General features: G+C 70.7%; 9 protein-coding genes. 6 read left to right on the top strand and 3 right to left on the bottom strand.

What is annotated here, in order from left to right; all coding sequences use genetic code 11:
* The 4 genes from treZ to QSG27_RS23565 all read left to right on the top strand — a co-directional run.
* Positions 1-4,048 (top strand): malto-oligosyltrehalose trehalohydrolase (gene treZ, locus QSG27_RS23580; RefSeq protein WP_306710464.1); only part of this gene is annotated, 4,048 nt, incomplete at its 5' end.
* A gap of 128 nt (positions 4,049-4,176) precedes the next feature.
* Positions 4,177-6,945: a malto-oligosyltrehalose synthase gene (gene treY, locus QSG27_RS23575; RefSeq protein WP_306710462.1), complete on the top strand. Its 2,769-nt coding sequence runs from the start codon at positions 4,177-4,179 to the stop codon at positions 6,943-6,945.
* Between the two features lie 3 nt (positions 6,946-6,948).
* Entirely contained in the window at positions 6,949-7,428 is a 480-nt protein-coding gene (locus tag QSG27_RS23570; RefSeq protein WP_306710460.1) for a cupin domain-containing protein, read from the top strand.
* 166 nt (positions 7,429-7,594) lie between these two features.
* Complete coding sequence (locus QSG27_RS23565; RefSeq protein WP_306710458.1) at positions 7,595-7,771, top strand: hypothetical protein; 177 nt, start codon at positions 7,595-7,597, stop codon at positions 7,769-7,771.
* Between the two features lie 49 nt (positions 7,772-7,820).
* Here the strand turns inward: QSG27_RS23565 and QSG27_RS23560 are convergent, their stop codons facing one another.
* Positions 7,821-8,273: a response regulator gene (locus QSG27_RS23560; protein WP_306710456.1), complete on the bottom strand. Its 453-nt coding sequence runs from the start codon at positions 8,271-8,273 to the stop codon at positions 7,821-7,823.
* A gap of 216 nt (positions 8,274-8,489) precedes the next feature.
* Between QSG27_RS23560 and QSG27_RS23555 the strand changes: the two genes are divergently transcribed.
* Both QSG27_RS23555 and QSG27_RS23550 read left to right on the top strand, forming a co-directional pair.
* Positions 8,490-8,708, top strand: coding sequence for a hypothetical protein (locus QSG27_RS23555; RefSeq protein WP_306710455.1), 219 nt, complete (start codon positions 8,490-8,492; stop codon positions 8,706-8,708).
* Positions 8,709-8,955: 247 nt separating this feature from the next.
* Positions 8,956-9,657, top strand: a complete 702-nt coding sequence (locus QSG27_RS23550; protein WP_306710454.1) for a glutathione binding-like protein — start codon at positions 8,956-8,958, stop codon at positions 9,655-9,657.
* A 52-nt stretch (positions 9,658-9,709) separates the two neighbouring features.
* On the opposite strand, the gene QSG27_RS23545 is transcribed toward QSG27_RS23550, so the two are convergent.
* Both QSG27_RS23545 and QSG27_RS23540 read right to left on the bottom strand, forming a co-directional pair.
* The gene (locus tag QSG27_RS23545; RefSeq protein ID WP_306710453.1) at positions 9,710-10,495 is read right to left on the bottom strand and encodes a 3-hydroxybutyrate dehydrogenase; all 786 of its coding nucleotides are present in this window, start codon (positions 10,493-10,495) and stop codon (positions 9,710-9,712) included.
* A 47-nt stretch (positions 10,496-10,542) separates the two neighbouring features.
* Positions 10,543-12,492 (bottom strand): acetoacetate--CoA ligase, encoded by a 1,950-nt coding sequence (locus tag QSG27_RS23540; protein ID WP_306710451.1) that lies wholly within the window; start codon positions 12,490-12,492, stop codon positions 10,543-10,545.
* Positions 12,493-12,651: the final 159 nt, after the last annotated feature.

Here is a 12,651-nt window from a genome sequence, read left to right as displayed (position 1 = left end):
CGCCACCCGCCTCGGCGAGGCGCGCGCCCACGCCATGCCCTTCGGCGCGCAGGTGCAGCCCGACGGCTCCGTCCGCTTCACCCTGTGGGCGCCGGGGGCCGAGCGGGTGTCGCTGTGGCTGGAGGACACCCACGCCCTGCTGCCCATGGCGCGCCGCCATGACGGCTGGTTCGAATGGACCACCGCCCAGGCCCAGGCGGGCAGCCGCTACCGGTTCGAGCTGGCGGACGGGCTGCGCGTGCCCGACCCGGCCTCCCGCCACCAGCCGGAGGACGTGCACGGGCCGAGCGAGGTGATCGACCCCACCGTCTACCGCTGGGCCGACGCCGCCTGGACCGGGCGCCCCTGGCACGAGACCGTGCTGTACGAGCTTCATGTCGGCACCTTCACCGAGGAGGGCACCTTCCGCGCCGCCATCGGCAAGCTCGACCACCTCGTGGAGCTGGGAGTCACCGCCATCGAGCTGCTGCCGGTGGCCGATTTCCCCGGCGCCCGCAACTGGGGCTATGACGGGGTCCTGCCCTACGCGCCCGACGCCGCCTATGGCCGTCCGGAGGATTTGAAGGCGCTGGTCGACGCCGCCCACGCCAGGGGGCTGATGGTCTTCCTCGACGTCGTCTACAACCATTTCGGGCCGGACGGGAATTACCTCCACGCCTACGCCTCGGCCTTCTTCACCGACCGGCACAAGACGCCCTGGGGCGACGCCATCAACGTGGACGGGCCGCGCAACGCCACCGTGCGCGACTATTTCATCCACAACGCGCTCTATTGGATCGAGGAATTCCACATGGACGGGCTGCGCTTCGACGCGGTCCACGCCATCCTCGACGACAGCGACACGCTGTTCCTTCAGGAACTGGCGGAGCGCGTGCAGGACGCCGTGCGGGGCCGCCGCCACGTCCATCTCGTGCTGGAGAACGACGAGAACGAAGCCCACCTTTTGGAGCGCCACCCCGAGGGCGACCCGCGCTGGCACACCGCCCAGTGGAACGACGACCTGCATCACGGGCTGCATGTCTGGGCGTCCGGCGAATCCGGCGGCTATTACGCCGACTATGCGGGCGACGCGGTGAAGCTGGCCCGCGCCCTGGCGGAGGGCTTCGCCTTCCAGGGGCACGCCTCCGCCTACCGCGGCGGCGGGGCGCGCGGGGAGCCGTCGGCGCATCTGCCGCCGACCGCCTTCGTCACCTTCATCCAGAACCACGACCAGATCGGCAACCGCGCCTTCGGGGAGCGGATCACCCGCTTCTCCCGGCCTGCGGCGGTGCGGGCGGCGGCCTGCCTCTACCTGCTGGGGCCGGGCATCCCGATGCTGTTCATGGGCGAGGAATGGGCGTCCGACCGTCCCTTCCCCTTCTTCTGCGACTTCGCCGACGAACTGGCCGAGGCCGTGCGCAACGGCCGGCGGGCGGAATTCGCCAAGTTCCCCGAATTCCAGGACCCGGCGGTGCGCGACCGCATCCCCGACCCGACCGCCGCGGAGACCTTCCAGTCCGCCAAGCTGGATTGGCGGAACCGTGAAAAGGGCGGGCACGGGGAATGGCTGGACTGGTACCGCCGCGTCCTGGCGGTGCGCCGCAAGGAGATCGCGCCCCGCCTGGAGAAAGTGCCGGGCGGTGCCGCCTCCCACGAGGTGATCGGCGGGCGGGGCATCCGCGTCTGCTGGCGGCTGGGCGACGGCAGCCGCCTGCACCTGCTCGCCAACCTGTCCGACGCGCCCGTGCAGGGCATGGGCGAAGCGGCGGGCCGCGTCCTGTGGACGGAAGGCCCCGGACTCGACGCCGGAACGCTGGCCCCGCTGTCCGTCCTCTGGACCATCGAGGAGACGACGGCGCTCGACCGGCTCGGCGAGCGGATGGGGATCGAGACGCACTACACCGGAGCCTCCGGCGAGACCGTTCCGGCGTCGGAGGGCACCGTCCGCGCCTTGCTGGCGGCCATGGAGGTGGACGCCGACGACCCGGCGGCGGCGCTGGCGGCGCTGGACCGGCGGGAGTTGGACCGCCCCCTGCCGCCGGTGGCGGTGCTGCGCATCGACCGCCCGCCCTTCGCCGTCGCCGTCACCCTGCCGGACGGCACCGGAACGCTGCGCTGGACCCTGACGCTGGAGGACGGCGGCCGCCGGACGGGCGAGGCCGATTTCGCCGACCTGCCGTTGGTCCGCAAGGCGGGCGCCAGGGGACAGGCGATGGAGGTGCGGCGCCTCGACCTCGGCGCGGCCCCGGCGCCCGGCTATCACCGGTTGCGGCTGGACGTGGAGGGGATGCGGGCGGAGACGCCGGGGCTGGAGATGCCGGTCATCGCCGCCCCCGCCACCTGCCATCTGCCGGCCCCGCTCCAGATGGGCGAGCGGATCTGGGGTCTGTCGGTGCAGCTCTACGCCCTGCGCTGCGCCGGGGATTGGGGGATCGGCGATTTCGGCGACCTCGTCAGCGTGGCGGAGATGGCGGCGGCGCGCGGGGCGGGCATCGTCGGGCTGAACCCGCTGCACGCCCTGTTCCTCGACGAGCCGGACCGGGCCAGCCCCTATTCCCCGGCCAGCCGCCTGTTCCTGAACCCGCTCTACATCGACGTCCTGGCGGTTCCGGAGCTGATCGGCTGCACCGAAGCCCGCGACCGCATCGCCTCGGACGGCTTCATCCGCGCCGTGCAGGCGGCGGAGGCCGCGCCGCTGGTCGATTACGCCGCCGTCGCGGCCCTGAAGCTGCCGCTCCTGGAACGGCTGTTCGCCCATTTCCAAAAGGAGGGCAGCGAAGAGCGGCGGCAGGCGCTCGCCGCCTTCCGCGCCGAACTGGGCGAGGGGTTGGAGCGCTTCTGCACCTTCCAGGCCCTGCGCGAGCGTTTCGCCAGGGACGGCACGCCCGACTGGCGCCGGTGGCCGGAGGAGTTCCGGGACGCCGCATCCCCCGCCGTGCGCCGCTTCGCCGAGGAGCAGCGGGAGCGCATCGGCTTCTTCGTCTGGCTGCAATGGCTGGCCGACAGCCAGTTGCAGGCCGCGGCGGAGCGGGCGCGGGAGCGCGGCATGGCCGTGGGCTTCTTCCGCGACCTCGCCGTCGGGGCGGACAGCGGCGGGGCGGAGACCTGGGCCGACCCGCGCGTGGTGGTGGCGAAGGCCCATGTCGGCGCCCCGCCCGACCTGTTCAACCCGGCGGGGCAGGACTGGGGCCTGCCGCCCTTCCACCCCCAGGCGCTGCGCGAAGGCGGCTACGCCCGCTTCATCGAGCTGCTGCGCGCCAACATGCGCCACGCCGGGGCGCTGCGCATCGACCACGCCATGGCGCTCCAGCACGTCTATTGGATACCGGAGGGGCACCCGCCCTCCGAAGGGGCCTATGTGAGCTACCCGATGGACGACCTCCTCGGAATCCTGGCCCTGGAGAGCCAGCGCAACCGTTGCCTCGTCGTCGGCGAGGATCTGGGCACGGTGCCCGAAGGGTTCCGGGAGCGCATGGCGGAGGCGGGTGTCCTGAGTTACCGGGTGATGTTCTTCGAATGGACGGAAGACGGCGGCTTCCGCGGTCCCGACGCTTACCCCTACGCGGCGCTCGCCACGGTGGGCAGCCACGACCTCGCCACGCTGCGCGGCTGGTGGGAGGGGCACGACATCGCGCTGAAGGAGGAGCGCGGCCTGTACCCGGCGGAAGGCGAGGCGGAGCGCCAGCGCGGCCGCCGCAAGGCCGAACGGTCCCGCCTGCTGGAGGCGCTGGCCGCCGCCAACCTGCCGCTGCCCGCCAGCTTCGGCCCCGACAGCCCCTACGCCGAGGCGCTGGGCCACGCCGTGCACGCCTTCCTGGCCCGCACCGGGTCGGCCATCGCCATGGTCCAGATGGACGACCTGACCGCCGAGCTGGAGCAGGTGAACCTGCCCGGCACGGTGGACGAATACCCCAACTGGCGCCGCAAGCTGCGCCTCGGGCTGGAGGCCATGGCCGACTGCCCGCAGGCCGGCGCCATCGCCGCCATCATGGCCGCCGCCCGCCCCGCGGCGGTGGCGGCCTCCCCCTTTCCCGCCCCGGGAGAGGGTGGCGCCAAAGGCGCCGGGTGAGGGTCGTGCGAGGATGGTGACGCTGTCCCTTGGCGATACCCTCACCCTCCCACCGCTTTGCGGCGGGTCCCTCCCTCTCCCGGGACGGGAGAGGGGCTCTCGCAGTTCCTGATTCAGGAGACCCATCCATGGCGGCGGACGCCGAGAAGCCGATCCCCCTGGCCACCTACCGCGTGCAGCTGCGCGCCGAGTTCGGGTTCGACCGCACCGCCGGCATCGCCGACTATCTGGCGCGGCTGGGCGTCAGCCACCTCTACGCCTCGCCCTACATGAAGGCGCGGCCCGGCAGCACCCACGGCTACGACATCGTGGACCACAACGCCCTGAATCCGGAGCTGGGCGGCGAGGAGTCCTTCCGCGGCATGGTGGCGGCGCTGAAGCGCAACGGGCTGGGCCAGATCCTCGACTTCGTGCCCAACCACATGGGCGTCGGCGGGTCGGACAACGGCTGGTGGCTGGACGTGCTGGAATGGGGGCCGGACAGCCCCTACGCCGGCTATTTCGACATCGAGTGGGAGCCCGACCGCCGCTACCTCCACGGCAAGGTGCTGGTGCCCCTGCTGGGCGACCAGTTCGGCGCCGTTCTGGAATCGGGCGGGCTGGAACTGCGCTTCGACAAGGAGACGGGCGGCTTCGCCGTCTGGGCCTACGGCACCCACAAACTGCCGATCCGGCCCGCCGACTACGGCACGATCCTGGGCGACGACCACCCGGACCTGGAGCGCATCGGCGACGCCTTCCGCCATCTCGATCAGGTGCGCCCCCACCAGATCCGCCGGGCCAACGCCCTGAAGGCGGAGCTGGCCGCCCTGGTTTCCGAGAAGCCCGACGTGGCCGACGCCGTGGAACGCCGCCTGAAGCGCTTCCGCGGCGCGGAGGGGGAGCCGGAGAGCTGGCGCCGCCTGACCGGCCTGATCGCCGCCCAGAACTGGCGCGCCGCCTATTTCAAGGTGGCGGCGGACGACATCAACTACCGCCGCTTCTTCAACATCAACGAACTCGCCGGCCTGCGCATGGAGGAGCGGGAGCTGTTCGACGTGGCCCACCGGCTGGCCTTCCGGCTGATCGACGACGGCACGCTGGACGGGCTGCGCATCGACCACATCGACGGCCTCTACGACCCCATGGGCTATTGCGAGCGGCTGGCGCAGGCGACGGAGCGGCCCTTCTATCTGGTGGTCGAGAAGATCCTGGCCCGCCACGAGCGGCTGCGCGAGGACTGGCCCATCGACGGCACCACCGGCTACGAGTTCGCCAACCTGATGGGCGGGCTGTTCGTGGACCCGCGGGCGGAGGACGCCTTCACCCGCCTCTACGCCGGCTTCACCGGGCGGCGCGAGAGCTTCGACGAGGTGGTGCGGACCAGCAAAATCCGCATCATGGACAGCGAGATGTCCAGCGAGCTTCACGTGCTCGCCCGGCAGGCGTCGCGCATCGCCCGCGCCAACCCGCGCACCGCGGACTTCACCGCCAACATCCTGCACCAGGCGTTAAAGGAGACCATCGCCCGCTTCCCCGTCTACCGCACCTATGTGGACTGGCGCGGCGTCAGCGAGCTGGACCGGCGGAGCATCGACTGGGCGGTTTCCCAGGCGCGCAAGGCCGATCCGGACACCGACGGCTCGGCCTACGATTTCCTGCAAAGGCTGCTGACCACCGATCTGGTGGCCTGCCCGCGCAGCGGCTACAGCCGCCAGCAGGTGCTCCGCTTCGCCATGCGCTTCCAGCAGTACAGCGGCCCGGTGATGGCCAAGGGGCTGGAGGACACCGCCTTCTACCGCTACAACCGTTTGGCCGCGCTGAACGAGGTGGGCGGGCACCCGGAGCATTTCGGGGTCAGCACCGCCAACTTCCACCACGCCAACGCGGAGCGCGCCGCCCGCTGGCCGCACGCCATGCTGGGCAGCACCACCCACGACACCAAGCGCGGCGAGGACACCCGCGCCCGCCTCTACGCCCTGTCGGAAATGCCGGAGGAGTGGGAGCGGCAGATCCAGACCTGGAGCCGCCTGCTGCGCGCCCGCCGCGGCGACGTGGAGGGCACCGCACCGCCCGACCGCAACGACGAGTATCTCTTCTACCAGCTTCTCGTCGGCGCCTGGCCGGCGGAGCTGACCGGGGCGGACTCCGCCGGCCTCGACCCGCGGGCGATGACGGAGTTCGCGGAACGCCTTGCCGGCGCCATGACCAAGTCGATGCGCGAAGCAAAGGTGCACACCACCTGGGCCGCCCCCAACGACGCCTATGAAAGCGCCATGACCAGCTTCGTCCACGACGCGCTGGACGTGACGCGCAGCACCGCCTTCTTCGACGCCTTCCTGCCCTTCCAGGCGCGGATCGCCCGCATCGGCATGGTCAACGGCCTGAGCCAGACCCTTCTGAAGCTGACCTGCCCCGGCGTTCCGGACATCTACCAGGGCTGCGAGCTGTGGAACTTCAGCCTCGTCGATCCCGACAACCGGCGTCCCGTGGATTACGACGCCCGCCGCCGCCTGCTGGACGATGTGGAGGGGGCGGAGATCGCGGCGCTGCTGGACCGCTGGCCGGACGGTGCCGTGAAGCTGGCCCTGACCCGGCGCGCGCTCGCCCTGCGGGCGGCCATGCCCGGTCTGTTCGGCACCGGCGAATATCTCCCGCTGGAGGCGGCGGGCGCGCGGGCGGAGCATGTGGTGGCCTTCGCCCGCCGGCTGGGCGACGACAGCGTGGTGGTCGCCGTCCCGCGGCTGGTGGGAGCGCTGGGCGAGACTCCGGACTGGGGCGACACGTCCGTCCCCCTGCCGCGCGGACAGCGCTGGCGCAACGCGCTGACCGACGGGACGCTGGAGGCCGCGGACGCGGCGACCGCCGCCGCCCTGTTCCGGGGCTTCCCCGTCGCCCTTCTGGTGCGGGAGGCGTGACGCATGGCCCTCACCCCGCCGCCGTGCCGCACGCTCGTCCCCATCGACCAGCGGCTGATGGGGGGCCATCCCGGCAAGCCCGCCGTCTTCGGAACCGTCCTGTCCGGCGACCCGCAGGAGAGCTTCCTGAACCTGTATGACGGCGGCGGGGGCCGCTTTTCCTGCGGGGTGTGGCAGTGCACGCCGGGCACCGTCGCCATGGCCGACTGGCCCTATGAGGAGTTCTGCGTGCTGCTGGCCGGGCGGGTGGTCATCACCCCCCGGAACGGCGCGCCGCAGGAGCACCGGCAGGGCGACGCCTTCGTCATTCCCAGGGGCTTCACCGGCATCTGGGACGTGCGGGAGACGGTCCGCAAATACTACGCCATCGAGAAGCCCCCCGGTCCGGGAACGGTGGTCCGGCGGTTGCTGCGCGCCCCGCTGTCGCTGGGCCGGCGGCTGTTCCGGCGGGGCGAGCCGGCGCTGGCCCAGGACGGCCTCTGATAGGGTTTTCCGTCACAAAATGCCCGATTCCTTCCGTCGGACATGACCGAATCCGCCCGTCGTGCGTTATTCCAAAGGATAGGCGCCCTAGCAGACCAACGAGAGGCGTCCGTCAGAACCATGTGCACACCACGGGAAGCGACCACAGACGGACGGGAGACAAGCCATGAGCGATCATCGCCAGTGGGTCGAACTGGACCCCAGCAACGGGACCGAAGCCGCCAAGCCGCCTCCTCAAGGCTATCGGGAGGACACGCCGTCCGCCGCCGCGCCTGCCCAGACCTCCGCCCAGCCGGCGGAATCCCCAGTGCCGGACGGTCCGGACGGGTCCCCGGACCGCTGACGGTCACGTCATAGACGGTATTGGAAACGGCAGGGCGGGGTCTCGGGCCTCAGCCCTGCCGCCGCATGGCCTGTGGTGCCCCGGCGGACGCGCGGTCGGGCCGCCCGAACAGCTCCAGCGCCGGGGGAATGGAGGACGGGCGCAGGCCCGCCAGGATCTCCCCGACGGCCCCGATCGCATCGACCAGCGCATCGGGCATCACCGGCTTGCGCAGCAGGCCAAGCGCGAAGTCGCGCGCCTCCTCCCCGCGATGGTCGAAGCCGGTGATGAGCAGGGAGGGAATGTTGTGCTCCTCCCACAGCTTGCGGGCCAGCGTCAGCCCGTTCTCGCCCCCGGCCAGATAAACGTCCACCAGCGCGAGGTCCGGCCGTTCCCGGACCCCCAGCCGCGTCGCCTTGGCGGCGTCGCGCAAGGGGCCGACGACCGTGTATCCGGCATTCTCCAGCACGGCCTTGATGGCTGGTCCGATCAACGGATCGTCCTCGACGACGAGCAACTTCACGGCATCTGGTTCCTTGTTGGCGGGCGGCTGCGGACCGGAGTGGCCCGAAGCGCCCATGTTTGTCGATGCGGTGCATCAATCAAGGGGCTGATTGCGCGCAATGGAGCAAGCCGGCGGGGCACCGAACGGGCAGTGCCTTACGGCGGAGCGGACCCGCCACCCGCTTTGCGTGTTTAGTTCCATCCTGGATTGATGCAACCTCCGTGGGAGTCCTGCATGAAGTTCATCGAATTCACCGACCGCACCGGGGCGCCGGTCCTGATCAATGCCGCGGGCGTCCTGTACCTGCGTGGCACGGAGGGGGAGCGGACCGAGATCACCTTCGCCGGGCGCTCCGAACCGCTGGTGGTCGCCGCCCCGCTGGAGGAGGTGGCCCGGACACTGGAAGACGCCACGCCGGAACCGCCCGACCCCACCCTGGCGCTCGTCTCGTGACCGGAGAGCGCCGGCAGCCGGGCGCTGGCGTTGCGGTCGTCAGGCATGAAGTCGCCGGGCATGAGGTCGCCGGGCATGACGGTCCTCGGAGTCGGTTGAAGGTTCACCGGTTTCAACATTCCGGGGGCCGCGGCGTTGCCGCCCGCCGCCCTCCCCTTTCGGAGGGCTGATGCGCGCTTGGCGCGGGTTGCCTGGAACGGCCCGCTCCATCACCTTCGGGGGCAGGAGACAAACCGGAAGGACCGCCATGATCGACCTCTATTATTGGCCGACCCCCAACGGGCATAAGATCACTCTGTTCCTGGAGGAAGCGGGGCTGGACTACACCATCCATCCCGTGGACATCTCGGCCGGCGACCAGTTCAAGCCGGACTTCCTGGCGATTTCCCCCAACAACCGCATGCCCGCCATCGTGGACCGGTCCCCGGCGGATGGCGGGGAACCGGTGTCCGTCTTCGAATCGGGCGCGATCCTGACCTATCTGGCGGAGAAGACCGGCACGTTCCTGCCCGCCGACCCGCGGGGCCGCAAGACGGTCCTGGAGTGGCTGTTCTGGCAGGTGGGGGGCCTCGGCCCGATGGCCGGGCAGAACCACCATTTCGTGCAGTACGCGCCCGAGCCGATCCCCTACGCCATCGACCGCTACGTGAAGGAAACCAACCGCCTCTACGGCGTCCTGAACAAGCGTCTGGCGGGCCGCGCCTTCATCGCGGGGGACGCGCTGACCATCGCCGACATGGCCTGCTACCCCTGGGTCGTCCCGCACGAGCGGCAGCGCCAGAACCTCGCCGACTTCCCCGACCTGAAGCGCTGGTTCGAGTCGATCCAGGCCCGCCCGGCGACGGTCCGCGCCTATGAGAAGGGTGCGGAACTGGGCAAGCGCCCCTCCGTCACCGAAGAGGGCAAGAAGATCCTGTTCGGCCAGACCGCCGCCGCCGTGCAGAAGTGACGCGCAATCCCCCTCGCACCCGCCCCGCGGGCGCGAGGGGGAGCCAAGGCCCTTACTGCGCCGTCCAGCCGCCGTCCATCAGCAGGCTGGCGCCGGTCATCTGCGCCGCCGGGCCGGAGCAGAGGAAGACCGCCAGCCCGCCCAGCTCGTCGGGCGTCACGAACGTACCGGACGGCTGCTTGGCCCCCAGCAGTTCCGCCCGCGCCTGCGGCTCGGGGATGTTCTTGCTGGCGGCGATGGCGTCGATCTGCTTCTGCACCAGCGGGGTCAGCACCCAGCCCGGACAGATGGCGTTGCAGGTCACACCCGTTCCCGCGGTTTCCAGGGCCACCGTCTTGGTCAGCCCGACCACGCCGTGCTTGGCGGCGACATAGGCCGACTTGTTGACCGACGCGACATGGCCGTGCACGGAGGCGATGTTGATGATGCGCCCCCAGCCGCGCCGCTTCATGCCCGGCAGGGCGTGGTGGGTGCCGTGGAAGACCGCGGACAGGTTGAGGGCGATCACCGCGTCCCAGCGCTCGGCGGGGAATTCCTCGACCGGGGCGACGTGCTGGATGCCGGCGTTGTTCACCAGCACATCGACGGAACCGAAGCTCTCCGTCGCGTAGCCGATCAGGCCGGCGATCTCCGCGGGCTTGGACAGGTCGGCGCCGTGATAGCCGACGCGCACCCCGAACTCCGCCGCCAGACCGGCGCGCAGCTCCTCGATCGCGCCCGCGTCACCGAAGCCGTTCAGCACCACATCCGCCCCGGCTCCGGCCAGCGCCCGCGCGATGCCCAACCCGATCCCGCTGGTCGAGCCGGTGATCACCGCGACCTTCTGAGTCAAGGTCATGGCTTATCCTCTGCTGTCTTGTTGGTTTCGCGTGAAGGCGGAGGGGCTTACCCTTCCAGCTCCGGACGCTCCCGGAACTCGTCGAGCGCCATCGGGTTGGCCAGCGCCTCGGTGTTCTTGATCGGGCGCCCATGCACGGCGTCGCGCACCGCCAGCTCGGTGATCTTGCCCGAGCGCGTGCGCGGGATGTCCTTGACCGCCACGATCCGCGCCGGAACGTGCCGCGGCGAGCAGTTCTCCTTGATCCGCTTGCGGATCGTGTCCTCGAGATCCTTGTCGAGGGTCAGCCCCTCGCGCAGCACCACGAACAGGATGACGCGCACGTCGCCGTCCCATTCCTGGCCGATGCACACCGCCTCCAGGATTTCCGGCAACTGCTCGACCTGCCGGTAGATTTCCGCCGTGCCGATGCGCACCCCGCCGGGGTTCAGCACCGCGTCCGACCGCCCGTAGATCACCCAGCCGCCATGCGCGGTGCGCTCGATGAAGTCGCCGTGGGTCCACACGTTCGGGAAACGCTCGAAATAGGCCGCCCGGTACTTCGCCCCGTCCGGGTCGGCCCAGAAGCCCACCGGCATGCAGGGGAAGGGCCGCGTGCAGACCAGTTCGCCCTTTTCGCCGCTGACCGCGTGGCCGGCGTCGTCGAAGGCCGCCACCGCCATCCCGAGCCCCGCCGTCTGGAGCTCGCCCGCCCACACCGGCGCGGTCGGGTTGCCCAGAACGAAGCAGGACACGATGTCCGTGCCGCCGCTGATCGAGGCGAGATGCACGTCCGCCTTGATGCTGCGGTAGACGTATTCGAAATTCTCCGGCATCAGCGGCGAGCCGGTCGAGGCCAGGGCGCGCAGCGTGTCGAGCCGGTGCGTGCGGATCGGCTCCAGCCCCGACTTCTCGGCCTGCTGGATGAACTTGGCCGAGGTGCCGAACAGCGTCATCCCCTCGGCGTCCGCATAATCGAACAGGATGTTGCCGTCCGGCGCGAAGGGCGAGCCGTCGTAGAGCAGCAGCGTCGCCCCGGCGGCCAGCCCGGAGACCAGCCAGTTCCACATCATCCAGCCGCAGGTGGTGTAGTAGAACACCCGGTCGCCCGGCTTGACGTCGCTGTGCAGGCGGTGCTCCTTGACGTGCTGGAGCAGGGTGCCGCCGGTGCCGTGGACGATGCACTTGGGCTTGCCGGTGGTGCCGGACGAATAGAGGATGAACAGCGGGTGGTCGAAGGGCACCCGCTCGAAGCTCACCTCCGCCGCGGTGAAGGGGGCGAGGAAGTCGCCCCAGGCGACGCCGCCGCGGATCGCCGAGACGTCCGGGGCCGCATCGACGTAGGGGATGATGACGGCGGCCCTGACGGTGGGCAGGGCGGTCAGCACCTCGGCGATCTTGGCGCGGATGTCGTGGCTCTTGCTGTTGTACCAGTAGGCGTCGGGGGCGAAGAGGACGGTGGGCTCGATCTGGCCGAAGCGGTCGGTGATGCCCTGGGCGCCGAAGTCGGGGGAGCAGGAGGACCAGATCGCCCCGAGGCTGGCGGTGGCGAGCATGGCGGCCAGCGTTTCCGGCATGTTGGGCACGACGGCGGCGACGCGGTCGCCCTTGCCGACCCCGGCGGCCTTGAGCGCCTGCTGGAGGCGGGAGACCTCGGCCTTCAGCTCGGCGCCCGACCAGCGGCGCTTGACCTTGTTCTCGGCCCAGAAGACGACGGCCTCGCCTTCCGGCGCGTTGGCGAGCAGGTTCTCGGCGTAGTTCAGGCGGGCCTCGGGGAACCAGCGGGCGCCGGGCATGCGGTCGCCGTCAACCAGCGCCGTACCGCCAAGGTCGCCCTTCAGCCCGGCCCACTCCCACAGGAAGCGCCAGAAGTCCTCCTTGCCGGCGACCGACCAGTCGTAGAGCGCGTCGTAACCGTCCAGCCGCAGCCCGAAGCGGGCGTTGGCGGCCTGCCGGAAGGCCGTCAGATTGGCGGCGTCCACGCGCGCCTCCGACGGGGTCCACAGCGGTTGATCCATCGTGCTGATCCTGTTTGGGTCTTTTTGTATCGTTCGGTTCGTTCGCGTTTACCGGCGGCCCAGCCGGGCCTGAAGCTCGCCCACGATGCCGCGGCGGAAGACCAGCACGCAGACCACGAAGATCGCGCCGATCACCACCGGGACCGGCATGCTGGTGGC

The organism is Azospirillum isscasi (genome assembly GCF_030849505.1).
Taxonomy (GTDB): Bacteria; Pseudomonadota; Alphaproteobacteria; order Azospirillales; family Azospirillaceae; genus Azospirillum; species Azospirillum isscasi.
The sequence above is the reverse complement of the archived record's forward strand: the minus strand, read 5'-3'. Positions and strand labels throughout refer to the sequence as shown.